General features: G+C 68.8%; 21 protein-coding genes and 1 riboswitch. Of the genes, 11 read left to right on the plus strand and 10 right to left on the minus strand.

Annotated elements, in window-relative coordinates; all coding sequences use genetic code 11:
* Nucleotides 1-77: 77 nt before the first annotated feature.
* Nucleotides 78-1,364: an extracellular solute-binding protein gene (locus tag OH768_RS17960; RefSeq protein WP_406454804.1), complete on the minus strand. Its 1,287-nt coding sequence runs from the start codon at nt 1,362-1,364 to the stop codon at nt 78-80.
* Nucleotides 1,365-1,673: 309 nt separating this feature from the next.
* Here OH768_RS17960 and OH768_RS17965 point away from each other — a divergent pair, with 309 nt between their 5' ends.
* From OH768_RS17965 to mctP, 5 genes are all read left to right on the plus strand, one after another.
* Nucleotides 1,674-2,438 carry a GntR family transcriptional regulator gene (locus OH768_RS17965; RefSeq protein WP_406454806.1) on the plus strand — a complete coding sequence of 255 codons (765 nt, stop codon included), beginning with the start codon at nt 1,674-1,676 and terminating at the stop codon, nt 2,436-2,438.
* 68 nt (nt 2,439-2,506) lie between these two features.
* A complete protein-coding gene (locus OH768_RS17970; protein ID WP_406454808.1) occupies nt 2,507-4,651 on the plus strand; it encodes a carbon starvation CstA family protein in 2,145 nt (714 codons plus the stop codon).
* Entirely contained in the window at nt 4,623-4,823 is a 201-nt protein-coding gene (locus OH768_RS17975; RefSeq protein WP_406465321.1) for a YbdD/YjiX family protein, read from the plus strand. Before OH768_RS17970 ends, OH768_RS17975 begins: the two co-directional genes overlap by 29 nt.
* 126 nt (nt 4,824-4,949) lie before the next feature.
* The gene (locus tag OH768_RS17980) at nt 4,950-5,213 is read left to right on the plus strand and encodes a DUF3311 domain-containing protein (RefSeq protein WP_406454810.1); all 264 of its coding nucleotides are present in this window, start codon (nt 4,950-4,952) and stop codon (nt 5,211-5,213) included.
* Nucleotides 5,210-6,820, plus strand: coding sequence for a monocarboxylate uptake permease MctP (gene mctP, locus OH768_RS17985; protein WP_406454812.1), 1,611 nt, complete (start codon nt 5,210-5,212; stop codon nt 6,818-6,820). The genes OH768_RS17980 and mctP overlap by 4 nt, the downstream gene beginning before the upstream one ends.
* 388 nt (nt 6,821-7,208) lie before the next feature.
* Here the strand turns inward: mctP and OH768_RS17990 are convergent, their stop codons facing one another.
* Nucleotides 7,209-8,387: a hypothetical protein gene (locus OH768_RS17990; protein WP_406454814.1), complete on the minus strand. Its 1,179-nt coding sequence runs from the start codon at nt 8,385-8,387 to the stop codon at nt 7,209-7,211.
* Between the two features lie 92 nt (nt 8,388-8,479).
* On the minus strand, nt 8,480-9,430 hold the full coding sequence (locus tag OH768_RS17995) for a hypothetical protein (protein WP_406454816.1): 951 nt from the start codon (nt 9,428-9,430) through the stop codon (nt 8,480-8,482).
* 494 nt (nt 9,431-9,924) lie between these two features.
* On the opposite strand from OH768_RS17995, the gene OH768_RS18000 reads away from it, so the two are divergent.
* The 5 genes from OH768_RS18000 (at nt 9,925) to OH768_RS18020 (ending at nt 17,157) form a co-directional block, all read left to right on the plus strand.
* Complete coding sequence (locus tag OH768_RS18000) at nt 9,925-10,431, plus strand: GNAT family N-acetyltransferase (RefSeq protein ID WP_406454818.1); 507 nt, start codon at nt 9,925-9,927, stop codon at nt 10,429-10,431.
* Nucleotides 10,432-10,476: 45 nt separating this feature from the next.
* A riboswitch (cobalamin riboswitch) is annotated at nt 10,477-10,608 on the plus strand.
* Nucleotides 10,609-10,730: 122 nt separating this feature from the next.
* Nucleotides 10,731-13,160, plus strand: a complete 2,430-nt coding sequence (locus OH768_RS18005) for a ribonucleoside-diphosphate reductase subunit alpha (protein ID WP_406454820.1) — start codon at nt 10,731-10,733, stop codon at nt 13,158-13,160.
* Nucleotides 13,160-14,173, plus strand: coding sequence for a ribonucleotide-diphosphate reductase subunit beta (locus tag OH768_RS18010; RefSeq protein WP_406454822.1), 1,014 nt, complete (start codon nt 13,160-13,162; stop codon nt 14,171-14,173). Before OH768_RS18005 ends, OH768_RS18010 begins: the two co-directional genes overlap by 1 nt.
* A 296-nt stretch (nt 14,174-14,469) precedes the next feature.
* Nucleotides 14,470-16,554 (plus strand): putative Ig domain-containing protein, encoded by a 2,085-nt coding sequence (locus OH768_RS18015; protein WP_406454824.1) that lies wholly within the window; start codon nt 14,470-14,472, stop codon nt 16,552-16,554.
* Between the two features lie 141 nt (nt 16,555-16,695).
* Entirely contained in the window at nt 16,696-17,157 is a 462-nt protein-coding gene (locus OH768_RS18020; RefSeq protein WP_406454826.1) for a hypothetical protein, read from the plus strand.
* Here the strand turns inward: OH768_RS18020 and OH768_RS18025 are convergent.
* Nucleotides 17,132-17,305 carry a hypothetical protein gene (locus OH768_RS18025; RefSeq protein ID WP_406454828.1) on the minus strand — a complete coding sequence of 58 codons (174 nt, stop codon included), beginning with the start codon at nt 17,303-17,305 and terminating at the stop codon, nt 17,132-17,134. The genes OH768_RS18020 and OH768_RS18025 overlap by 26 nt on opposite strands.
* 78 nt (nt 17,306-17,383) lie before the next feature.
* On the opposite strand from OH768_RS18025, the gene OH768_RS18030 reads away from it, so the two are divergent.
* Nucleotides 17,384-18,346 (plus strand): GlxA family transcriptional regulator, encoded by a 963-nt coding sequence (locus OH768_RS18030; RefSeq protein ID WP_406454830.1) that lies wholly within the window; start codon nt 17,384-17,386, stop codon nt 18,344-18,346.
* A 16-nt stretch (nt 18,347-18,362) separates the two neighbouring features.
* On the opposite strand, the gene OH768_RS18035 is transcribed toward OH768_RS18030, so the two are convergent.
* The 6 genes from OH768_RS18035 to OH768_RS18060 form a co-directional block, all read right to left on the minus strand.
* Nucleotides 18,363-19,733, minus strand: coding sequence for a cytochrome P450 (locus tag OH768_RS18035; protein WP_406454832.1), 1,371 nt, complete (start codon nt 19,731-19,733; stop codon nt 18,363-18,365).
* Entirely contained in the window at nt 19,730-20,815 is a 1,086-nt protein-coding gene (cyc1, locus tag OH768_RS18040; RefSeq protein WP_406465323.1) for an epi-isozizaene synthase, read from the minus strand. The genes OH768_RS18035 and cyc1 overlap by 4 nt, the downstream gene beginning before the upstream one ends.
* Before the next feature lie 289 nt (nt 20,816-21,104).
* A complete protein-coding gene (def, locus tag OH768_RS18045) occupies nt 21,105-21,755 on the minus strand; it encodes a peptide deformylase (protein WP_406454834.1) in 651 nt (216 codons plus the stop codon).
* Between the two features lie 149 nt (nt 21,756-21,904).
* Entirely contained in the window at nt 21,905-22,885 is a 981-nt protein-coding gene (locus OH768_RS18050) for a hypothetical protein (protein WP_019072153.1), read from the minus strand.
* A 169-nt stretch (nt 22,886-23,054) separates the two neighbouring features.
* On the minus strand, nt 23,055-24,299 hold the full coding sequence (locus OH768_RS18055) for an HD-GYP domain-containing protein (protein ID WP_406454836.1): 1,245 nt from the start codon (nt 24,297-24,299) through the stop codon (nt 23,055-23,057).
* Nucleotides 24,296-25,636, minus strand: coding sequence for an HD-GYP domain-containing protein (locus OH768_RS18060; RefSeq protein ID WP_406454838.1), 1,341 nt, complete (start codon nt 25,634-25,636; stop codon nt 24,296-24,298). Before OH768_RS18060 ends, OH768_RS18055 begins: the two co-directional genes overlap by 4 nt.
* Between the last annotated feature and the right edge of the window lie 45 nt (nt 25,637-25,681).

The following is a 25,681-nucleotide window of genomic DNA, read 5'->3' on the forward strand; positions in this document are numbered from 1 at the left end:
CAGGTCGTACGGCCGTACGTGAAGGCGGGGCCCTGCCCCGAGGACACCCAGGTGTCCAACAGGGCCCCACCCCCAGGTCACTTGGTGTTGATGACCTTGTCGATCGCGGTGTCCGCGGCCTTCGCGGCGTCCTCGACCGACTGCTTGCCGGTGCCGATGTTCTGCAGCATGGTCTGCAGGACCTGAGCCTTCTCGACCTGGCCCCAGCCCGGTGCCATCGGGACGAACCAGTTGGACTCGGCCGCGGTGGCCGGGACCGCCGTCGCGGGGTCGCTCTTCAGCGTCGCGAGGTCGGTCTTGTTGTTGGGCAGGTTGCCCTTGGCCATCAGGCCCTTCTGGCCGGAGGGGCCGGTGAAGGCGTTGATCCACTCGGCGGCGAGCGCCTGCGCCTTGGACTTGACCGGGACGGCCAGGTCGGAACCGCCCAGGAACACGGGCATGTTCTTGCCGGACGGGCCGGGCATCACGAAGTTGACGAGGCTGGTCTTCAGCTTGCCGCCGGTCTTGTCGACCTTCGGGTCGGCCGCGCTCGCGCCCTCCCACGCGGCGCCGAAGATCATGGACGCCTTGCCCTGGCCGTAGACGATGTAACGGTCGGACTCGTCCTTGGTCTTGTCACCGTGCATGTACTTGTCGATGACGGTCTTGAACTCGTTGAGGCCCTTGATGGACTCCGGCGAGGAGAGGTTGCCCTTCCACTGGCCGCCGGACTCCGCGGCGATGGAGCCGCCGGCGTCGTAGACGAAGGACATGGCCGCGTACCAGTCACGGGTGGGCTGGTACCAGGCGCTGAACTTGCTGCCTTCCTTCTTCTGGATCTTGTCCAGGTCGGCGGTCAGCTCGGTGTACGTCGTCGGGGGCGCCTTGATGCCGGCCGAAGCGGCGATGTCCTTGCGCCAGTTGGCGACGCGGCCACCGGCGTAGTAGGGGACGCCGTAGGTCTTGCCGTCGTAGGTGACCGAGGCCTTGAGGCCGTCGAGCCAGGCGGAGGAGTTGGTGAACTTGGAAGCGTCGACGGGTGCGAAGGCGCCCTTGACCATGTAGCTCAGCATCTCGGTGTTGCCCATCTCGACCACGTCGGGCGCCTTGTCGGTGGCGAGAACCGCGTCGAGCTTGGTGTTCTTGTCCGGCCAGCCGTAGTACTCGTGCTTGATCTTGACGCCGGGGTGCGCCTTCTGCACGGCCGCGTCGGCCGCCTTCACCAGGTTGGGCCAGTTGTTCTGCGCGTCGACGGTGAGCCAGACGGTCAGCTCCTTGGCGTCGGCGCCGCTCTTCGAAGAGCCCTTGTCGTCGTTGCCCCCGCACGCCGCGATGGAGACCATCATGCCCGCGATACCGATCGCGGCTATCAGCTTGCGCTTCACGCCACCCTCCTCAGGGATGCCTGCCACACCTCCCGCCCATGGGCCGGGACCTGAACCAATGGTGTAGACCAGTACCGGGAGCTTGGACCAGACCACAGAGCCTGTCAAGGGTTCCCGAAACCGCCCTGACCAGCCGTTATGGGACCTACATATGCAGGAACCTTTAAGTAAGAAGGCAGCGAAAACAACCGTGCCGGAGTACTCTCTTCCGCTAGACCACTTGGCCTTGTGGACTAGACCAAAAGCGACCGCGACGGTATACAGAAGGGATCACGAAGTGACCCTTGTCCGGAGCCGGAAAGGCGGAGCATGAGCACCGACGTCAGCAGTGCGGAGAACGAGGGTGGGGCTACCGTCCGCACCGCGCGTGTGCCCAAGTACTACCGCCTCAAGAAACACCTGCTGGACATGACGGAGACGTTGCCGCCCGGCACTCCGGTCCCGCCCGAGCGCACCCTGGCCGCGGAGTTCGACACCTCGCGCACCACCGTCCGCCAGGCCCTTCAGGAACTGGTCGTCGAGGGCCGCCTGGAGCGTATCCAGGGCAAGGGCACGTTCGTCGCCAAGCCGAAGGTCTCGCAGGCGCTCCAACTCACCTCGTACACCGAGGACATGCGAGCCCAGGGCCTCGAACCGACCTCGCAGCTCCTGGACATCGGCTACATCACCGCCGACGACACCCTCGCCGACCTGCTCGACATCACCACCGGCGGCCGGGTCCTGCGCATCGAGCGCCTCCGCATGGCCAACGCCGAGCCGATGGCCATCGAGACCACCCATCTCAGCGCGAAGCGCTTCCCCGCCCTGCGCAGGTCGCTGGTCAAGTACACGTCCCTCTACACCGCGCTCGCCGAGGTCTACGACGTCCATCTCGCCGAGGCCGAGGAGACCATCGAGACCTCGCTGGCCACCCCGCGCGAGGCCGGCCTCCTCAGCACCGACGTCGGCCTCCCGATGCTGATGCTCTCCCGCCACTCGATCGACAAGGAGGGCAAGCCGGTGGAGTGGGTGCGGTCGGTGTACCGGGGCGACCGCTACAAGTTCGTGGCGCGACTCAAGCGTCCGCAGGACTAGGGGACTTACGCAGTAACGCTGGTTGCTCTACGTTCCTCCCGTCGCCGCATGGACGGGAGGACTCCCCGGTGCGTACCGCGAACGTCCGAACCATCGTCGTCTGGACCCTCGTCGCGCTCGTCGCCGCGGCGGGCTGGTCCGTCCTCGCGCTGGCGCGGGGCGAGAACGTGTCGGCCGCCTGGATGGTGGCCGCCGCGCTCGGCTCGTACGCCATCGCCTACCGCTTCTACTCGAAGTTCATCGCGTACAAGGTCCTGAAGGTCGACGCGACCCGGGCCACCCCGGCCGAACGCCTCGACAACGGCATCGACTTCCACCCCACCGACCGCCGCGTCCTGCTGGGCCACCACTTCGCCGCGATCGCCGGCGCCGGACCGCTCGTCGGCCCCGTACTGGCCGCGCAGATGGGCTACCTGCCCGGCACGATCTGGATCATCGTCGGCGTCATCTTCGCGGGCGCGGTCCAGGACATGGTGGTGCTGTTCTTCTCGACCCGGCGCGACGGCAGGTCTCTTGGGCAGATGGCCCGCGAGGAGATCGGCCCCTTCGGCGGCGCGGCGGCGCTGATCGCCACCTTCGCCATCATGATCATCCTGCTCGGGGTGCTGGCCCTGGTCATCGTGAACGCGCTGGCCTCCTCCCCCTGGGGCACCTTCTCCATCGGCATGACCATCCCGATCGCCCTGCTGATGGGCTTCTATCTACGGGTACTTCGCCCCGGCCGCGTCTCCGAGGTGTCGCTGATCGGCGTGGCCCTGCTGCTGCTCGCCCTGGTCGCGGGCCGCTGGGTCGCCGAGTCGTCCTGGGCCGGCACCTTCACGCTCGCGCCCTCGACGCTGGTCATCTGGCTGGTGGCGTACGGCTTCATCGCCTCGATCCTGCCGGTGTGGACCCTGCTCGCCCCGCGCGACTACCTCTCCACCTTCATGAAGATCGGCACCATCGCCCTGCTGGCGATCGGGGTCGTCGTCGCCCTGCCCGACCTCAAGATGCCCGCCGTCACCGACTTCGCCAAACACGGGAACGGACCGGTCTTCGCCGGCTCGCTCTTCCCCTTCGTCTTCATCACGATCGCCTGCGGCGCCCTGTCCGGCTTCCACTCGCTCATATCGAGCGGTACGACCCCGAAGATGATCCAGAAGGAGACGCAGATCCGGATGATCGGCTACGGCTCCATGCTGATGGAGTCGTCGGTCGCGATCATGGCGCTGGTCGCCGCGAGCATCATCGACCCCGGCCTGTACTTCGCGATGAACGCACCGGCGGGCGCGATCGGCACGACCGTGCAGAACGCCTCGCAGGTGGTGAGCAGTTGGGGCTATCACATCTCCCCCGCCGACCTCGCGCAGGCCGCGAAGAACGTCGACGAGGCCAGCCTGCTCTCCCGCACCGGCGGTGCGCCCACCCTCGCGGTCGGTGTCTCGGAGATCTTCGCCAAGGTCACCGGCGGGAGTCTGCGCGCCTTCTGGTACCACTTCGCGATCATGTTCGAGGCGCTGTTCATCCTGACCGCGCTGGACGCGGGCACGCGCGTGGGCCGGTTCATGCTCCAGGACATGCTGGGCAACGTCTACCGGCCCTTCAAGAACGTGAGTTGGAAGCCGGGCCTGGCGGTGACCAGCGCGATCGTGTGCGCACTCTGGGGCTACTTCCTCTGGGTCGGCGTCCACGAACCCCTCGGCGGGATCAACCAGCTCTTCCCGATCTTCGGCATCTCCAACCAGCTGCTCGCCGCCGTCGCCCTGGCCGTCTGCACCACCCTCCTGGTGAAGTCCGGCCGCCTCAAGTGGGCCTGGATCACCGGGATCCCACTCGCCTGGGACGCCACGGTCACGCTGACCGCGAGCTGGCAGAAGGTGTTCTCCAGTGACCCCAAGGTCGGCTTCTTCAAGCAACGGTCCGTGTTCCAGGACGCGATCGACGCGGGCAAGGTCCTGCCTCCCGCGAAGAACATGGACGACATGCACACCGTCGTCACCAACTCCACGGTGGACGGAGTGCTTTCGGCCATTCTCGCGGTGCTGGTCGTGGTCGTGATCGCGGACGCCCTTCGGATCTGCGTTCGACACATCCGCCGCCCGGCACTCTCCACACTGAGCGAGACGCCGTACGTCGAGTCGAAGATCGTGGCACCGGCCGGGCTGATCCCGACCCGGGAGGAGAAGGAGGAGGCGGCGGCGCGTGATGTGGTCGGCGTTCAGGCGGGCGACTAGCGGAGTGCGCTGGTACGTCCGGGAGCTGATGGACGAGTCGGCGTACGAGCGGTATGTCGCGCATGTACGCCGGGACCATCCGGACGCGGAGGTGCCGAACCGACGCGACTTCGAACGAATGCGGACGGACCGCCAGGAGGCCGACCCGCGCCAGGGTTTCCGCTGCTGTTGACACCGATGTCGGGCCTTCACTGAATCGACATGACGATATGCGGACGGGGTCTTTCGCTGCGGTGATTCCGTGACCTACATTGCCTGCGCGTTACACAGGTGATCAGTGAGGGGACGGAGCCGCGAAATGTCAGATGTGCCTGAAGTTCCGCCCGAAGTGGGGGCGCCGGTGGTGACACCGGTCCGCGTGGTCATCGCCGTCTGCCTGTTCGCACCCTTCGTGGCGCTGCTCTGGGTCGGCTCCTACGCCAAGACGGACCCCGTGTTCATCGGCATCCCGTTCTTCTACTGGTACCAGATGCTGTGGGTGCTGATCTCGACGGCGCTGACCATGACCGCCTACAAGCTCTGGCAGCGTGACCAGCGCACCCGTCATGGAGGCAACCGGTGAACGACGGCGTGAACGGCGTCGCTCTCGGCGTCTTCATCTTCTTCTTCCTGGCCGTCACGGTCCTGGGCTTCCTGGCCGCGCGCTGGCGCCGGGCCGACAACGAGCACAGCCTCGACGAATGGGGCCTGGGCGGACGGTCGTTCGGCACCTGGGTCACCTGGTTCCTGCTCGGCGGCGACCTCTACACCGCGTACACGTTCGTCGCCGTCCCCGCGGCGGTCTACGCGGCGGGCGCGGCCGGCTTCTTCGCGGTGCCGTACACGATCCTGGTGTACCCCCTGATCTTCACGTTCCTGCCCCGCCTCTGGTCGGTGTCGCACAAGCACGGATACGTGACGACGTCCGACTTCGTGCGCGGACGCTTCGGTTCGAAGAGCCTCTCGCTGGCGGTGGCGGTCACCGGCATCCTCGCGACCATGCCGTACATCGCGCTCCAACTGGTCGGCATCCAGGCCGTGTTGGACGTGATGGGCGTGGGCGGCAGCGCCAGCTCCAACTGGTTCGTGAAGGACCTGCCGCTGCTGATCGCGTTCGCCGTGCTGGCCGCGTACACCTACTCGTCCGGCCTGCGCGCCCCCGCGCTGATCGCGTTCGTGAAGGACGGGCTGATATACATCGTGATCACGGTGGCGATCATCTACATCCCGATCAAGCTCGGCGGCTTCGACGACATCTTCAGCGCGGCGGGCGCCAAGTTCAAGGCGGCCGGGGCCGGCGGACTCATACCCGCACCGGCGGGCCAATGGACGTACGCCACACTCGCGTTGGGCTCGGCACTGGCCCTGTTCATGTACCCCCACTCGATCACCGCGACGCTCTCCTCCAAGAGCCGCAACGTGATCCGCCGCAACACCACGATCCTGCCGCTGTATTCACTGATGCTGGGCCTGCTCGCCCTGCTCGGCTTCATGGCGATCGCGGCCGGAGTCAAGGTCACCAACGGGCAGTTGGCGATCCCGCAGCTGTTCGAGAACATGTTCCCGGACTGGTTCGCGGGCGTGGCCTTCGCCGCGATCGGCATCGGAGCCCTGGTCCCCGCCGCCATCATGTCCATCGCGGCGGCGAACCTCTTCACCCGCAACATCTACAAGGACTTCATCAACCCGGACGCGACCCCCGCCCAAGAGACCAAGGTCTCCAAGCTGGTCTCGTTGCTGGTGAAGGTCGGTGCCCTGGCCTTCGTCCTGACGATGGACAAAACAGTCGCCATCAACTTCCAGCTCCTGGGCGGCATCTGGATCCTCCAGACCTTCCCGTCCCTGGTGGGCGGCCTCTTCACCCGCTGGTTCCACCGCTGGGCCCTCCTCACCGGCTGGGCAGTCGGCATGCTCTACGGCACCCTCGCGGCCTACGGTGTGGCCTCCCCCACCCAGGCCCACTTCGGCGGCTCCGCGAAGGAGATCCCGGGGATCGGCGAGATCGGCTACATCGGCTTGACGGCGTTCGTACTGAACGTGGCGGTGACGGTGGTCCTGACGTTCGTACTGAAGGCCCTGAAGGCGCCAGAGGGCGTCGACGAGACAAGCCCGGCGGACTACACGGCGGATGCTGGGGACCCCGGGGTGGAGGTGGAGTTGCCGCCGGCGACGGCGGGAGCAGCCCACTAGTCAGTCGCGCGTGCGCCCGGCCATCGCCTCCCAGAAGCTATCCAGCTCCCGGACGCGCATGCTGACCCAGTGCGGTGTCTTCCTGCGCAGGGCCCTGGGCGGACAGCGACGCACGCGCCCCGGCAACAGTGCCTGCTGCTGGCGGCAGAACGGCTCGCGGATCTCGCCTCGGGGCACACAGCCCCGGGGCGGGTACGGGCAGAGCTGGAACTTGCACCGGGCAGACAGGTGCTGCCCGGTGCGGGCGGGACCGAGGTACCTGCCCGCAGGTCCGGCCGCAGCGGCTCACGGTTCGTGCGGATGCACGGCGGGAGCGGCATGCCGGGCTGCTCCACGCGAGCCAGCCGCTCCTCGACCTCGTCCGGATGCCCGTCGCGCTCGACGAGGTTCAGCATGACCAGGACGTCGGCGACGAGGTGCTGGGCCCGCGCGTCCAGGCTGCTCCAGCCGGCCGACGGCGGGATCCACAGGTTGCACCGGCGATATCCCCCTGGGTAACGGGTGCGGGAGCCGATGGTGTCGGTGGCGCCCTTCTCGTCGATCCACAGGTACCGCTCGGGCTGCCCGGTCTCCAGCGCGAGGGCCACCAGATCGGCCGCCTCGGCGACGAAGGGATGTAGGGGCCGCCGGGCCGGGCACCGTTCGCGTTCGACCGTCCGGGCGCCCCGCTCACGGTGCCCGCCATCGACAGCCAGCGCTCCACGGTCTGTACGGCGGTCATCCCGCCGATCGCCTCGGAGAGTTCGTGCACCCCGTGGCCGTCGCCTTCCGGGCCCGTCACGGTGTCGTCGTGGTTCGCGTGGTCATGGTGGTGGCCCACCCTGTCCGGCAGCTCCCACCGGGACTGCTGCAACACCTTCTCCGCCTGCCGCATGAGATCGGCGCGACCGCGCGGGTACGCGTGCGGATGGCGTTTACGCCGGTTGGCCACGTACTTGAAGCCCTGGGCCAGCACGGCCTCAAGGGCCAGTGGCAGGTCGGGGGCGCCGCCCGTGAACTTCGGGTCGAGGTGGCGCAGCCACTTCGTGAGTCGTTCCCGGGCCTCGTCACGGTGGGCGTCGTCGACGGAGCCCAGGAGCATGGGGATCATCCAGGCCCGCATCACGAACTCCCGGAACAGGGCGACCCGTCGCCGCCGGTACTCCTGGTTGAGGTCCTGCCGTTCGTGTTGCAGACGGTCGATGCGCTCGGACAACGTGGCGCGCGAAGGCGGGCGATCGGTCCTCGCACCCGCCATCCTCCTGGCCCACGTCTCGAACTGCCGCCGCTTCCACAGCCTCAGCTCGCCGACCCTGTCGTTGTACTCCTGCACGGGATCGCTGTTCAGGCCGATCCGTTCGCGGATCACCGCGAACGCCTCGTTGCCGCCGCTGCCGATCTCCTGCGCCGCGGCCAGGCGCACCGAGGAGGAGGGCTCCTCGATGCCCATCCGGAAGAGCTGGTAGTACAGCGGAGTGGTGTCGATCCTGCCCGACACCGAGCGCAGCGCCGCCCCGAGCCGCTTGAGCAGTCGCCGTTTCGCAGCCGTTGGGCCAGGCTGAGCCCGCTCACGGGGACCTGCCGCCACAGCTCCTTCATCTCCTTCTTCGCCTCGGCCCGGACGCTGCCTCCCTCGCCCCCGCGCGCCGACGGGACAGCAGGACCAGGGCGATGAGCAGTTCACGGCTGGGGCCGGGCGGCTGCAGTGCCTGCTCGACCAGCGCCCCGACCTCCCGCTCCCCGAGGTCGGTCAGTGCGCGGAAGCCGAAGTAGGCCTGGAAGATGCTGTGCGGGAAACGGACCCGCTTCTCGAAACCCTCCACCGGCCCGAGCCTGTTCGCGTACCCCGCGAAGCGCGCCAGCGCGGCGTGACACTGGCCCAGATTGCCCTCGCGCAGCAGCCTGCCCTCCTCGTGACTGAGCCGGTCGCAGAGGGTGTGCCATCCGCGAAGCCCACCTCCAGTTTGTCCTGGAGCAGCCCGATGCAGGCCAGGGCGGAGACCACTTCGAGGGCGTCGCGGCGCTGCTGCGGTCCCAGCTCCGCGTGTCCAGCCGCTGTGCGTCGCCCCGCGCACCGTCGCGTTCCAGGGCGCCGTGCCGGTGCGGTTCACGGGCGATCTGCAGGTAGATCGGCGACTCGGTGACCTCCGCCGTCTCCACGATCCAGTCCACGCGCCGCTCGTCCGTGTCCGGGACCCGCGCCTCCACGAAGTACAGCGCCTCCTCCTCGCTCAGCGGGTCCAGCTCCACGATCGCGGCGAGGGTGCTCTCCAGCGGACTGTGCGGCCGGGAGGCGATGACCAGGGGCAGCTTCTCCTCGTGGGCACGCTCGATGGCCCGGCGGATGATGTTCTCCCGGTTCTGCTGGAGGTTCTCGTTGAGGAGGGCCTCCTCCAGACCGTCGGCGATGACCACCGGCTTGTCGTCGGCGAGCAGTTGCTGCCACACCCGCTCGGTCTTGCTGCGCGCGAGGATGCCCATGGGCGACTCCTCGACGAAGCGCTGCTTCGCCATGCGCTCGAAGTTCAGGTCGGCCCCGTCGTCCGCGTCCCTCAACCGGACCGGCACGGGCACCGCGTTCTGCCGGGCGAGCAGTTCGGTGAGCCGCACCAGGACGGCGGTCTTCCCCACCCCGACACCCCCGACGAGGAGATAGGGCCGACGAAACGGAGAAGGGCGTCGAACCCTTCGTTGCCCTGCCGCCACTTCTCGAAACTGGTCGAGTGATGCTTGATGAGGATGTACAGGCCCTCCGCACACCACACGAGCACCACGAGCGCGGCAGCCAGCCAGACAGCCCTGGTGACGTTCGTGTACGAGACCCACCTGCACCACTTCTTTGGGCGCGTTGTGCCGCGGCGCGCCTCCAGACGGATCGTCAGGGTGTGCCAGTGACCGAGGAGGAACCGTCTGACCCGGACCCCGGCCCGGCGCAGATCCAGCGTCGCCATCGGTGCATCGCGCAGTCGCTCCCTGCCAGGCGGGTGACGGACGACCCTGGTCATCATGCGTTCTCCCTCCGAGAGCGATTCTCGGGACAGAGGACCACGCGGGCACCGGCACCTCTTTCCATGGAATCACTCCCGGGACACCCCGCGACTCGGCCGTCGGGCAGACTCGAAGCCATGGACATCGTGATCAGGCAGGCGGCCCCCGGCGAGTACGACGGCCTGGGTGAGATCACAGCCCAGGCCTACCTCCAGGACGGCCTCCTCGACTTCGGCGAAAGCGACGCATACCTCGACGAGTTGAGAGCCGTGGCAGAACGAGCCGCCGCAGCCGACGTACTCGTAGCCGTCGACGACGACCACCTCCTCGGCGGAGTGACCTTCGTCCCGTCCGGCGGCCCCATGGCCGACATCGCACAACCCGGCGAGGCCGAGATCCGGATGCTGGCGGTCGCCCGCGAGGCCCGCGGCAAGGGCGCCGGCGAGGCCCTGGTCCGCGCCTGCGTCGACCGCGCCCGGGCCACGGCGGGCTGCACAGCCGTAGTCCTGTCGACCCAAGGCACCATGCACGCGGCCCACCGCATCTACGGACGCCTCGGGTTCACCCGCACCCCGGACCGGGACTGGAATCCCCTGCCGGAGCTCGACGACATCACTCTCCTCACCTATGAGTTGACGCTCTGAAACAGCCGCGACACTACATCTGGGGTTGCCACGACAGCCCGGCACAAGATGTATGCTCATGCTCGCTGTCGCCGCAGGGGAATCCGGTGCGAATCCGGAACTGTCCCGCAACGGTGTACTTGCGTGCATACGCACGCCTGGTCAGTCCGAGGACCTGCCGACGGCGCGCCCAGCCACCCGGCCAGGGCGCATGACGTCCGGGCCTCGTGGAGTGGGCCGGTGGACGCGACGCCCCGTGCGCTCGTGAGCTGCCGCCTGCCCTCCGCAAGGCCCCGTGCCGAGCGAGGGAGAGCCCCACCGTGACCATCGCGCCAGCAGAGCCGGCATCAGCGACCCAGGCGAACGAGGCGAACGCAGCGTCCGTAACCGGCGTTCCCGGAACGGCCGTTCCCGGTGCCGACGGTCCCGGTGCCGCGATCCTGCGGACCCTGACCGAGCTGACCGCCGACCTTCCCGACGCCGACCCCGGCCGGGTCGCCGCCGCCACACTGCGCGGCCGGTCCGCCCACGCGGACGAGACGGAACTGCGCGAACTGGCCACGGAGGCCGCCGCCGGCCTCATCTCCGAAGACCCGGTCTACTCCCGGCTCGCCGCCCGGCTGCTGACGGTCAGTATCGCCGCGGAGGCCGCCTCCCAGGGCGTGACGACCTTCACCGAGTCCGTCGCCGTGGGCCACCGCGAGGGCCTGATCGCCGACCGCACCGCCGAGTTCGTGACGCTGCACGCGACCCGCCTCGACGCGCTGATCGCCGCCTCCTTCGATGAGGGCGCCGACGACCGCTTCGGCTACTTCGGGCTCCGTACGCTGCACAGCCGCTACCTCCTGCGGCACCCGATCACCCGCAAGGTCATCGAGACGCCCCAGCACTTCATGCTGCGGGTGGCGAGCGGTCTGGCCGAGGACGACTCGACCCGCGCACTCGACGAAGTCGCCGCGCTGTACCGCCTGATGAGCCGCCTCGACTACCTCCCCTCCTCCCCCACCCTCTTCAACTCCGGCACCCGGCACCCCCAGATGTCGTCCTGCTACCTCCTCGACTCCCCGCTGGACGAGCTGGACTCCATCTACGACCGCTACCACCAGGTCGCCCGCCTCTCGAAGCACGCCGGCGGCATCGGTCTTTCGTACTCCCGTATCCGCAGCCGCGGTTCGCTGATCCGGGGCACGAACGGGCACTCCAACGGCATCGTCCCGTTCCTGAAGACGCTGGACGCCTCGGTCGCCGCGGTGAACCAGGGCGGCCGGCGCAAGGGTGCCGCCGCGGTGTACCTGGAGACCTGGCACTCCGACATCGAGGAGTTCCTGGAGCTGCGGGACAACACCGGTGAGGACGCCCGGCGTACGCACAACCTGAACCTGGCGCACTGGATCCCGGACGAGTTCATGCGCCGGGTGAACGAGGACGGCGTCTGGTCGCTGTTCTCGCCGGCCGACGTACCGGAGCTGGTCGACCTGTGGGGCGCGGAGTTCGACGCCGCGTACCGCGAGGCCGAAAAACAAGGCCTCGCGAAGAAGACCATCCCGGCCCGTGACCTCTACGGCCGCATGATGCGCACCCTCGCGCAGACCGGCAACGGCTGGATGACCTTCAAGGACGCGGCCAACCGCACCGCCAACCAGACGGCCGAGCCGGGCCACACCGTCCACTCCTCGAACCTCTGCACCGAGATCCTGGAGGTCACGGACGACGGCGAGACGGCGGTCTGCAACCTGGGTTCGGTGAACCTGGGCGCCTTCGTGGTCGACGGTGACATCGACTGGGAGCGGCTGGACGAGACCGTTCGCACCGCCGTCACCTTCCTCGACCGCGTGGTCGACATCAACTTCTACCCGACCGAGCAGGCGGGCCGTTCCAACGCGCGCTGGCGCCCGGTCGGCCTGGGTGCGATGGGCCTCCAGGACGTCTTCTTCAAGCTGCGCGTCCCCTTCGACTCCCCGCAGGCACAGGCCCTCTCCACCCGTATCGCCGAGCGCATCATGCTCGCCGCGTACGAGGCCTCCGCCGACCTCGCCGAGCGCAACGGCCCGCTGCCGGCCTGGGAGAAGACCCGTACGGCGAAGGGTGTTCTGCACCCCGACCACTACGACGTGGAGCTGACCTGGCCGGAGCGCTGGACGGCGCTGCGGGAACGTATCGCCCAAGTCGGCATGCGCAACAGCCTGTTGCTGGCGATCGCCCCCACGGCCACCATCGCCTCCATCGCGGGCGTGTACGAGTGCATCGAGCCGCAGGTCTCCAACCTCTTCAAGCGCGAGACGCTGTCCGGTGAGTTCCTCCAGGTCAACTCGTACCTGGTGAACGAGCTGAAGCAGCTCGGCGTGTGGGACGCCCGCACCCGGGAGGCGCTGCGGGACGCCAACGGCTCGGTACAGGCGTTCAGTTGGATCCCGGCCGAGGTCCGCGCCCTGTACCGCACAGCATGGGAGATCCCGCAGCGCGGCCTGATCGACATGGCCGCCGCCCGCACCCCGTTCCTGGACCAGTCCCAGTCCCTGAACCTGTTCCTGGAGACGCCGACGATCGGCAAGCTCTCCTCGATGTACGCGTACGCCTGGAAGCAGGGCCTGAAGACGACGTACTACCTGCGCTCCCGCCCGGCGACCCGCATCGCCCGCGCGGCCCAGGCCCAAGCCCAAACCACCGTCCCCGTACAGCAGTTGACCCCGGACGAAGACGCGGTCGCCTGCTCCCTTGAGAACCCCGAGTCCTGCGAGGCCTGCCAGTAATGAGCTCCACCGAAAAGAACCTCCTCGACCCGGGCTTCGAGCTGACCCTCCGCCCCATGCGCTACCCGGACTTCTACGAGCGCTACCGGGACGCGATCAAGAACACCTGGACCGTCGAGGAGGTCGACCTCCACTCGGACGTCGCCGATCTCGCGAAGCTGACGCCGGGTGAGCAGCACATGATCGGCCGGCTGGTCGCGTTCTTCGCGACGGGCGACTCGATCGTGGCGAACAACCTCGTGCTGACGCTGTACAAGCACATCAACTCCCCGGAGGCGCGGCTCTACTTGAGCCGTCAGCTCTTCGAGGAGGCCGTGCACGTGCAGTTCTACTTGACGCTCCTCGACACCTACCTCCCCGACCCGGAGGACAGGGCCGCCGCCTTCGACGCGGTGGAGAACATCCCCTCCATCCGCGAGAAGGCCGAGTTCTGCTTCAAGTGGATCAACGAGGTCGAGAAGCTGGAGAGCCTCCAGACCCAGGCCGACCGCCGCCGTTTCCTGCTCAACCTGATCTGCTTCGCCGCGTGCATCGAGGGGCTGTTCTTCTACGGCGCGTTCGCGTACGTCTACTGGTTCCGCAGCCGGGGTCTCCTGCACGGCCTGGCCACCGGCACCAACTGGGTGTTCCGCGACGAGACCATGCACATGTCCTTCGCGTTCGAGGTGGTCGACACCGTCCGCAAGGAGGAGCCGGAGCTGTTCGACGACCAACTCCAGCAGCAGGTCACGGACATGCTGAAGGAGGCCGTCGAGGCGGAGCTGCAGTTCGGGCGTGATCTGTGCGGTGACGGGCTGCCGGGCATGAACACCGACTCGATGCGCCAGTACCTGGAGTGTGTCGCCGACCAGCGCCTCCAGCGGCTGGGCTTCGCCCCGGTCTACGGCTCCGAGAACCCCTTCTCCTTCATGGAGTTGCAGGGTGTGCAGGAGCTGACCAACTTCTTCGAGCGCCGCCCGTCGGCCTACCAGGTCGCCGTGGAGGGCACGGTCGACCTCGACGAGGACTTCTAGCCCCCGCCCGCCGAACGCCCTTTATCTGCTTCTTACTTCGCGGACGGCCCATGGAGCTTCCATGGGCCGTCCATGGAGTTTCTATGGAGCGGCAAAGTTCATGGGGTGCGTCTGTTCGCGGTCACGCCGCCCCGGCTAGGTTCTGCCCGTCCTGTCCATGTCATGCACAACGGCATCACAGAACGCTCCAAGTGTCATGCCCATGACGGCGTTCAATGCCGCCGCTACGCGCGTCACAGGCCTGCCACCACGCCGAGGAACCCCACTCCAATCGACTCGACGGAGGCAGTACCCCCATGCGTGAGAAGCCCAGACGAAGCCTGCGAAGACTACTGACCGCCGCCATACCCGCCCTCACCCTCAGCGTCTTCGGGCTCGCGGCGGCCTCCCCCGCCGACGCGCGGCCCGCAGCCCAGGCAGTCGTCCAGTCCGCCCAGGTCTCCAAGGTCACCCAGAACGCCAAGGCCCTGACCGCCCCCGCGGCCCAGGCCGTCCACTCGACCGGCAAGGCCGGCCAGAAGGTGCCGACCGAGCACCTGTGCGCGACCGCGGCCCCCGGTTCGGCGGCCTGTTTCGCCCAGCGGCGCACCGACATCAAGCAGAAGCTGGCCTCCGCGGTGAAGGCGGACGCCGCCGCCGCGGTCTCCGGGCTGAGCCCGGCCAACCTGCACAGCGCGTACGCCCTGCCCTCGACCGGCGGTTCCGGTCTGACGGTCGCCGTGGTCGACGCGTACAACGACCCCAACGCGGCCTCGGACCTGGCCACTTACCGCTCCAACTTCGGCCTGTCGGCCTGCACCGTGGCCAGCGGCTGCTTCAAGCAGGTCAGCCAGACCGGCTCGACCACCTCCCTGCCGACGAACGACACCGGCTGGGCGGGCGAGGAAGCGCTCGACATCGACATGGTCAGCGCGGTCTGCCCGAACTGCAACATCATTCTGGTGGAGGCCACTTCGGCCACCGACGCCAACCTCGGCGCCGCCGAGAACGAGGCCGTCGCCCTGGGCGCGAAGTTCGTGTCGAACAGCTGGGGCGGCTCCGAGTCCTCCTCCCAGACCTCCGAGGACACCTCGTACTTCAAGCACCCGGGCGTCGCGATCACCGTCTCCTCCGGTGACAGCGCCTACGGCGCCGAGTACCCGGCAACGTCCCAGTACGTGACCGCAGTCGGCGGCACGGCCCTCTCCACGTCCTCCAACACCCGCGGCTGGACCGAGTCCGTCTGGAAGACCAGCAGCACCGAGGGCACCGGCTCCGGCTGCTCGGCGTACGACGCGAAGCCGAGCTGGCAGACCGACACGGGCTGCACCAAGCGCATGGAGGCCGACGTCTCCGCCGTCGCCGACCCCGCCACCGGCGTGGCCGTCTACGACACCTACGGCGGCTCCGGCTGGGCGGTCTACGGCGGCACCAGCGCCTCGTCCCCGATCATCGCGGGCGTCTACGCGCTGGCCGGCACCCCGGGCTCCAGCGACTACCCGGCGAAGTACCCCTACTCCCACACCAGCAACCTGTACGACGTCACGAGCGGCAACAACGGCTCCTGCTCGACCTCGTACTTCTGCACCGCGGGCACCGGCTACGACGGCCCGACCGGCTGGGGCACCCCGGACGGCACCGCCGCCTTCACCGCCGGCACCACGACCGGCAACACGGTGACCGTCACCAACCCGGGCAGCCAGTCCACGGCGACCGGTTCCACGGCCAGCCTGCAGATCTCGGCCTCGGACAGCGCGGGCGCGACCCTCACCTACAGCGCGAGCGGGCTGCCGACCGGCCTGTCGATCAGCAGCTCGACCGGTCTGATCTCCGGCACCGCGTCCACCGCAGGCACCTACGCCGTGACGGTGACCGCGACCGACTCCACCGGCGCCTCCGGCTCGGCCTCCTTCACCTGGACGGTCAGCACCTCCGGCGGCGGCTCCTGCACCTCGACCCAGCTGCTGGGCAACGCGGGCTTCGAGTCCGGCAACACGACCTGGACCGCGAGCAGCGGGGTCATCACCAACTCCAGCAGTGAGGCCGCGCACGCGGGCTCGTACTACGCGTGGCTCGACGGCTACGGCTCGACCCACACCGACACGCTGTCCCAGTCGGTGACCGTCCCGTCCGGCTGCACCGGCACGACCTTCACCTTCTACCTGCACGTCGACACCGCGGAGACCACCACCAGCACGGCTTACGACAAGCTGACGGTCACCGCCGGCTCGACCACCCTGGCCACCTACTCCAACCTCAACGCGGCGAGCGGATACGTCGCGAAGTCCTTCAGCCTGTCGGCCTTCGCCGGCACCACCGTGACGCTGAAGTTCAGCGGAGTCGAGGACTCCTCCCTCCAGACCAGCTTCGTCGTCGACGACACCGCCGTCACGACCAGCTGACCTCCTCATGAGCTGAGCCCCGGCCGTCTCGCAGCGGCCGGGGCTCTGTCATGTGCGCGAGTGTCATGTCCACGAATACTTCACTTCTCACGGCGGATCCGGATGCATCCGTGACACGTCAAAGGGGCAAGGAGGCCCCCCATGCGTCGATCCATCCTCGCTCCGTCCCTCGCCGTCGCCAGCCTGGCACTCGCCCTCACGGGCTGCGGCGGCACGAAGTCCGACACCGGCAGCGGCAGTGTGTCGCCGTCCCAGTCCCCCACACCGGGCAAGAGTAGGTCGGCCTGTACGTCGAAGGAGACGCTCGCCGCGGCCGACACCAACGGCACGTTCTGTCTGACGACCGGCAGCACGATCCGGATCCTGCTGGACGGGACGGCGTCCCGGCCGTGGGCGCAGGTCAAGACCGCCGGCACCGCCCTGGAGGCCACCAACAGCGGGATCCTGATCCGGCCCGGCGACGCGAGCAACGCGTTCAAGGCGGTCTCGGCCGGGACCGTGAAGCTCACGTCGTCCCGGCCGCTGTGTGCGACCGCCCCGCACAAGATCTCCTGCAAGGGCATTCAGGAGTGGTCGGTCACCGTCGTGGTGACGAAGTCATGATCCGGTGAGCGGTCCGGATCTGACGGTCGATGCGCCGCTCGTGCGCGATGCCGAGCAGCGACGGGAAGGCCACGGCGACGAAGATGCCGAGGACGGTCAGCAGGGCGATGAGGTTGTCCATGGCTGCGTTCATAGACACCAGTGTCACGGCTTACACTCCTTACCGTGAGTGGCAGAACTGCCGTGCACCCTCGATTTACTGCCACTTCCGGCGCACACTGGCAGCATGCTGAAAAACGTGGCCGTGGTCCTGCTCGACGGAGTCCACCCCTTCGAACTCGGCGTCGTCTGCGAGGTGTTCGGCCTCGACCGCAGCGACGAGGGCCTGCCGGTCTACGACTTCGCCGTCGCCTCGGCCGAGGGGCCGACGCTCGCCACCCACGCGGGCTTCTCGCTGGCCGTCCAGCACGGGCTTGAGCGGCTGGAGAGCGCGGACCTGATCGCCGTACCGGCCGGTGCGACCTATGCGGCGCGGGAGTACCCGGAGGAGCTGCTCGACGCGCTGCGGCGGGCCGTGGACCGGGGTGCCCGGGTGCTCAGCGTCTGCTCGGGGGTGTTCGTGCTGGCCGCCGCCGGACTGCTGGACGGGCGGCGGTGCGCGGTGCACTGGCATCACGCGGAGCTGCTGGCCCGGCGGTATCCGAAGATCGTCGTGGAGCCGGACGTGCTGTACGTCGACGCGGGCCCGGTGATCACCTCGGCGGGCACCGCGGCCGGTATCGACGCCTGTCTGCACATCGTGCGCAAGGAGCAGGGTCCTGAGGTCGCCAACGCCATCGCGCGGCGGATGGTCGTACCGCCGCACCGGGACGGGGGCCAGGCCCAGTACATCGAGCGGCCGCTGCCGCGCTCGCAGTGCGACACCGTGGGCGAGGTGCTGGTGTGGATGGCGGAGCACCTCGACCAGGAGGTCACCGTCGAGCAGCTCGCCGCCCGCGCCCACATGTCGCCGCGTACTTTCGCCCGCCGTTTCCAGCAGGAGACCGGGACCACGCCGTACCGCTGGATCCTGCGTCAACGGGTGCTGCTGGCGCAGCAGTTGCTGGAGGGGACGGACGAGACGATGGACGAGATCGCCTGGCGCACCGGCTTCGGCACCGCGCCCGCCCTGCGCCACCAGTTCGTCCGTGCCCTGGGCACCACCCCGAACGCCTACCGGCGCACGTTCAGGGGCCCGGAAGCCGCCTGAACGCACGCCTGTCGTCTCACCTGGGGACCGGCCTGAGCATCAGCCGGTGCGGGTGGAGGGTGATGCCGACCCGGGTGGTGTCGTAGGAGCCGGACACCAGCTCGAAGCGGTACTTCGTCGCCACCGCCGCCGTGAACAGGCTCAGCAGGGCCATCGAGAAGTGGTCGCTGGGACACTTCCGGTTGCCCACGCTGAACGGGCTCATGGCGAACTTCGGTACGTCCTTGGACCGTTCCGGAAGCCAGCGGTCGGGGTCGAACTCCTCGTTGCGCGCATACGAACGCGGGTCGCGCTGGATCGCGTAGGGGCTGTAGATGATGTCGGCCCCGGCCGGAATCCGATAGCCGCCCAGTTCGGTGTCCGTGACCGCCCGCCGCGTCAATATCCATACGGCGGGCCACAGGCGCAACGTCTCGACGAGGACATTGTTCGTGTGGGTGAGCGCGCGGACGTCGCCGAATGCCACCGGGCGTCCGCCCGTCACGGATTCAACCTCTTCGCATACCTTGTCGGCGTGTTCCGGGTGTTCGGTGAGGACCTGGAGCAGCGACATGATCGTGGACGCCACGGTTTCACTTCCGGGGGTGAGGATCGCGACGACCTGGTCGTGGATCTCCTGTTCCCCGATCGGCTCGCCATTCTCGTCGGTCGCCTCCAGCAGCGCTGTCAGCAAATCGTCCGGCTTTTGACCAGATGCCCGGCGTTCGGCAACGATCTCGTCGACGAGGAGATGCAAATCGGCCAGCGCCCGGTTGAATTCGCGGTTGGCCGGAAGGGGCAGCCGGTAGAGCGGTCCGGCCGGGACGACCATCCGCCGGTACATGCCCCGGAAGACGGTGGCGAGGGCGACGCACAGCCGCTCGGCGCGCTCGTCCATGAAGTCGCCGCGCAGCAGACAGCGGGCCGCGATCCGCACGGCGACCCGGAAGGCCTCGGAGGTGCAGTCGATCGTCCCGCCGTGCTGCCAGCGCTCGGTGAGCGCGTGCACCTCCTCCTCCATGATCGGCCCGTAGCCGGGTATCGCGTCGAGCCGGAACGCGGGCTGGATGATGCGCCGTTGGCGCCGGTGGGTGGGCCCGTTGGCGGTGGCCACCCCCTCCTTGCCGAGCAGTCCCTCCAGGGACTCCCACAGCGGGCCCGCGATGATGTAGTCGGGGCTCAGCGCCACTGCCCCGGTGAGGGCCGGCGCGGTCACGGCGTACACCGTCTTGGGGCCGAGGCGGAGCCGTACGACGTCGCCGTGGTCACGGAGTCGGGCCATGAAGGCCAGCGGGTCGCGGACCAGCTTCCAGCCATGGCCGAGCAGCGGGACTCCGCCGCCCGCGACGGGCGGCTCCAACAGTTCCGGCACCTCCGGTGCCGCGGGCTTCACAGACTCGACGGTCATTTCTCACCTGCCGCTTCGTTGTTGACATACGGGGGAGTGGACCGGTCGTCCCAGCTGTCGACCATGTAACGGCCGGACTCGTGGTGGAACCAGTAGACGGAACTGAACCAGTTCCGCATATTGCCGAGGCAGGACCGTACGGCGGCGCTCAGTTCCATTCCCCGTACGGTGCCGTCCTCGAGCCGGTCGGCAAGACGTAAGGTCTCCTGTTCCGCGACGATGAAATCGGCAATGCATTCCTCGACCCGGCGCCTCACTTCGGCGATCGCGTCCTCAAGAGTCAGCCCCTCGTATTTGATGAGGCTGATTCCGAGATTGTGGACCTCGTCGCCCGCTATTTCCTTCGGCAGGGAGCAGAGGTCGTTGTACCAGGCGGCGAATTCCTGGCTGAGCAGTGCCGCCCGCCTATATCCCGGGTGTTTCCTTATGCTGTCCGGGAGTTCGCAGCCCGCGCTCGTCTCCAGCAGATCCGTCCAGATCCAGTGCGCAAAGGTGAGCCGTCGCAGTGCGAGGTATTCCTCGACCGTGGGGATGTTCCCCTCGGAGCGGTTGCGGAATTCCCGGTCGTAGGCCTCGATCACGGCGTGGAAGTGCCGGGCGAACCGCGCGTTCCAGGTGGCGGGGAGGAACGAGTAGATCCGCATCATGCAGTCGGCGAACCCGGCGACCAGGGGATCCGGGTGAAGCAGGTGGTGGCGTGGTGAGTCCAGTGCGGCGTGCAAGCGGAACCGGAGCCGCCGCCAGGCGTCGGGCCGGCCGTACACGATGTCCCGGTCATGGCGGTCGTCCCAGACGAAGAACCACGCGCTGTAGTCCGCTATCGCCTGGAGCACGTCGTCCGGTGCGCCCAAGTAGTACCCGGCCATCAAGTCCGTGTAGCAAAGACCGTCGGCATATTCGCGTATCTTGTCCGCCGGCATGAGTCGCTTTCCCAGCAGCCAGACGCGTGTCTTCTCCTGGAGCCTCGGCCAATAGGGATGCAGTCGCCGGGGAAACACCGCCTCGATCACCGGGAGAGAGAGTGATGGTGGAACGGCGATCGCCGTCGATGCCGTTGTGGTGCTGTGCGAGAAAGCAGGCACGAACAAACCCCTCTCAGCCGCCAGTTGCGCACGCCCCTCCCGCTGTGCCGGGCGTGCGCCGTTGCGTATCCCCGCACTTCCCATTCAGCACCACAACTGACCGCTCTGGGAACGGATTTGCTTCCTTCACTACCCCCAAGCGCCGAGAATCCATCCATGTGTGACTGATTCTGGATCACTACGAGAGCGAAAACGATCGAATGTGCGACGGACATGCGAACGGCGCCTGATCAGGGAGTTGCACCTGAACAGACGCCGTACGCAAGGGGGTTGTGATCGTCCCTGGGACTCAGTCGTTGGCGACCACGGGGTAGCGGGGCTCGTTCTCGGCCATCTGCTGCAGCGCGTCCTTGCGGTCGCGCTTGGAGAGCCGGTCGATGTAGAGGTAGCCGTAGAGGTGATCGGTCTCGTGCTGCAAACACCGTGCGAAGTAACCGGTGCCGCGGACCTTGATCGGGTTGCCCCGCTCGTCCTGCCCGGTCACCTCGGCGTAGTCGGGCCGCGCGAGCGGCGCATACGCGGTCGGCACGGACAGACAGCCCTCGTTGCTCTCGTCCAGGTGCCGCTTGTCGGCGGGCAGATCGACCAGCCTGGGATTGCAGACGACACCGACGTGCCGCTTGCCCTCGTCGTCCTGGCAGTCGTAGACGAAGACCTTCAGGCCGACGCCGATCTGGTTGGCGGCGAGGCCGACGCCCTCGGCGGTGCGCTGCGAGGCGAACATGTCCGCCACCAGCGTCTCCAGCTCCGCACCGAACTCGGTGACGTCCGCGCACTCCTTGTGCAGCACCGGATTCCCGACGACCGTGATCGCCCGCGAGGTCCCCCGCTCCCGCCAGGCCGCCTCACGCTCCTCGGTCCCCTCGGTATCGACGACAAACCCCTCGTCGTCCACGGGAAGCACGCCCACGTGCTGCTGATCGGTGTCCTGCTGCGCCATGACGGACGTAAGCCTTCCTAGGTAAAACGGGGGGAGATGTTGCAGCTACAGGGTACGTGGATGCCTTTAAGGGGCGCGGGGCTGTGCATATGTGCGGCTCCGCCGCGTGGGCGCGAGCAGCGACAACGAGCCGCAGCCGAAGAACGACCTCAGCAGACCTCTTCCAAATCCCGCCAGTCCCGAGAATCAGGGCTGTCGGCAACCCACCCGTCCAACAACCCACGAACCAGCGAGGCGGGCGCAGCCAACCCACACTCCCGCTCCGGCACCCACAACTGCCCATCGGTCCGATGCCCCAGCGGCCCAGGATGCCCCGGCTCACTGTGATCATGCGGATCAAGATGCTCCCCGTCACCCTCGTCGGAAGGCATCCGCGACTCCGAACACATCCGGCACAGCAACCGCACGGAGGACGACCAGTCCTCCGCCGCGAACCCCGCATCAGCAGCCAGCTGCTCCAACGCGTCCCGGTCGGCCTCGGCGGCAGCCTCAAGCAGCACCACCCACGTCGGCACAGGCGACGGCGCCCACAGCTCGATCTCGTCGAAGACCGGGTAGGAGTGCCCGGCGGCGGTGGTCCGCTCGCCGTGCGGCACCCCGTCGTGCAGGACGACCTCACCCCAGCGTCGCCCGGACGAGGGAAGCGGAATGGACAGCACCTCGATCCGCGCCGGATCCAGCCGCCGCCCCCACACCACCTCGGCCTCCCCCTCGGGAGACAGCCGTACGGCCGCGCTGCCGAGGTCCATGCCGGCCGGTTCGCCCGCCGCGGTGACCCCGCCCGGCACCCGCAGCCCGTACGCCTGCCAGGCGCGCCGGGCCAGCGGCCAGTCCTGGAGGGCGGTGGCCGCGATGCCCACGTTCCACCAGTCAGGTGCGCCGGCCTCCCGCTCCAGCAGCGCGACAGCGCGGAGCCCGGCCGCCCGGGCCTGCTCCCAGTCGTGCCGGAACTTGTGCAGCAGGGCGAGGTTGAACCAGGACTCGGACAGCCAGGGTTCAAGATCGGCGGCACGTGTCAGCAGCGCGCCGGCGTCCTCGTAGCGACCGTCGCCGATCAGCGTGAACGCGCGGTCTGTGGCCTGCCGCCAGGAGGCGGAGGGCCGGTGCCGTCCCTTGCCGAAGATCCTCACGATTCCCGCCTGCCAGTTCCGTTCGTTGGGCTGGCTCTGCCCCCGGACACCCTCTTCTTCGCATCCAACCACGTACGGCTGGGAGGGCGCTCATTACCGATGGGTTACCCAGCCGAGGGCAAGGTCAGACAGCCCGCCCGTCACCCACCACCACCCTTGCCGGAGGCGCTCACGCGCCACACCCTTGATTCGAGAGCACCCGGGCCAGCGCCTCCACGACCTCGGGAGCGTAGTCCCCGGCGGTCCCGAGGCGCAGCTCCTCCAGCGCCCGGAGGGGCCCGCCGGGGCCTCCTGCCCGGGTTTTCTCCTCGTACGCGTTGACGGCCCGCACGATCCGCGCGGAGACCGGCTGCTCCCGGCACGGGTCGGCCTGCCGCTCCACGACGGCCGCCACCTGGGGGCTCACCCCGGTCTGCCGTACGACGGCCCCGCCGAGCAGTGCTATCCGCCGCTGCTCGGCCACGGGGAGTACGGCGGTGGCTCCGGCCGGTACCGGGTCGACGAGGCTGAGCTGGCCGATGTCGTGCATCAGGGCTGCGTACTCCAGGACGGCGAGGTCGGGTTCGGACAGTCCCATGTCCCGCCCGACCGCCTGACAGAGCGCGGCGACCCGGCGGGCGTGCCCGGCCGGGGTGTATCCGGCGATCTCGGTGGAGCGGGCGAGGGAGGCGATGGTCTGGCGGTAGGTGGTCCGTACGGCCGCGTACCGCCGGAAGGACAGCTGGGTCAGCAGCAGCGGCACGGAGAAGACGGGCAGCGCCCACAGCCCCACGACGGCGACCGCGAGCGCCATCACCGCGCCGGTCGCGCAGACCGCGGACCCGATGCCGAGCATGCCGCGCAGCTCGTCGCGGAGCAGCGGGCCGAAGGGCCAGCGGGTGCGGGAGTGGGCGAGCGCGGCGGCGAGCACGGCGTCGCAGAGGGCGGTGAGGGAGAGGAGCGCGAGCAGGAGCAGGGCGTAGGCGGGGCCGCCCCAGTGTCCGAACACCCCTTGGTTGTAAAGGGGTTGGAAGCAGACGGCGGCGAAGCCGACGGTCAGTACGCGGCGCGCCAGGTGGTCCGGGGTACGGCTCCGGCCGCGCGCGATATGCGGCACACAGCCGACGAGGGAGGCGGCGACGACCACGGTGACGACCTGGAAGGCGCCGTGGTGGGTGGGCTGTCCGGCGTCGGCGCCGAGCAGCGCGTAGGAGAGGGCGCCGGCGGCGCCGAGCGGGGCGGTCTCCCGGAGCCCGAGCCCGGTCGTCCCGTTCCACCGGCTCAACTCCCCTACAGCGACGAGCACTCCGAAGGCGAGGGCGACTCCGCGTTCTTCGAGGCCGGTCCAGAGGGTGAGGGCGAGGGAGGTGGTGGCGAGGAGGGCGGCGGAGGTGTGGATGAGGGTGAGGGGCAGGAGGTTCCGGCGCCGCGTCATCGGTGTACTCCCGGCCGGCTCGGGACCGGCGCGGGCGGCGGAACAGGGGTGGCGGGTTCGTCCGCGGTCACGGCGGGCCGCCAGCCGTACTTGCCGAGGGCCAGCATCAGCGCGGCCACCATGCGCGGATCGAACTGCGCCCCCGCACACCGCTCCAGCTCCGCCAGAGCGGCCGGCACCGGCCGGGCCCGCCGGTACGACCGGGTGGACGTCATCGCGTCGAAGGCGTCGGCCACGGCGACCACCCGCGCGGACTCCGGGATCTGACCGCCCAACAGCCCGTACGGGTAGCCGCTGCCGTCCAGCCGTTCGTGATGGTGCAGGACCGCCGCCCGGGCCTCCCCCAGGAAACCGATCCCGCGCACGATCTCGTGTCCGTACTCGGGATGCAGTTCGATCACCCGCCGCTCCTCGGGCGTGAGCGGCCCGTCCTTGCGCAGCAGTCGCGTGGGCACGCCCAGCTTCCCGACGTCGTGCAGGATCCCGGCGAAGCGCAGCACTTCCACCCGGGAGTCGTCCATGCCCAGTTCCCGCGCGATCATCATCGACGCCTGTCCGACCCGCTCGCTGTGCCCGCGGGTGTAGCCGTCCTTGATGTCGACGGCCTGGACGAGGGCGCGGATGGTGGCCTGGTGGGCGGCGTGTTCCCGGTGGTACTGGGCGAACACCCACCAGGACACCCCCATCGGCAGCAGCACGAGCAGCGCGGCGACCGGGCCGTAGGGGCTGCGCCACAGGACGGCCATCATCAGCCCGGCGAGCCCGTGCACGCCGATGGGCGCCAGGGACCGTAGAAACAGACCGCGCCAGGCCCGTCGTAGCGGCATCCTCCCCCACTGCCCGAAAGGCGTGGGAGGTGCCTCCACGCCGAGGGCGTGGATCCCGCCGTCCAGGACGGTCAGGACCAGGCAGAAGGCGAGGACGGCTGCCAGGGCGGGCAGCAGCGCGTACGGGAAGTCGGAGGCGACGACCGCGTTCCGGCCGCCCAGCGCCCAGTGCACGCTTCCCGCCGCCCACACGGCGAGCGCGAGCTGCGCGGCCCGCCAGCTCCGCCGCAGCCAGAGCGGGCCCTCGTCGACGTAGGAGAACAGCGCGCCCGGCAGCGGTACGAGCGCGGCGGCGGGCGGCGGCAGCAGGAAGGCCGCGGCGAGCAGCACCGGGTAGAAGGTGCCGGCGAACCGGCGCCGGGCGATCTGCTCGCAACCGGCGTAGAGGGCCGCCAACAGCGCGACCGCCCACCAGGGTGCGTGGACGGTCGGCAGCGGAAGCAGACAGAGCAGGGCGCCGAGGACGGCACAGAGGACGTACGCACGTGCCCGTGCCGGTGTCGCCTCCATGGCTGACGCCCTTCCCCCCGACCATGCCTGTCCAGGCCGAGGAGC

It is taken from the genome of Streptomyces sp. NBC_01622, assembly GCF_045209635.1.
Taxonomy (GTDB): Bacteria; Actinomycetota; Actinomycetes; order Streptomycetales; family Streptomycetaceae; genus Streptomyces.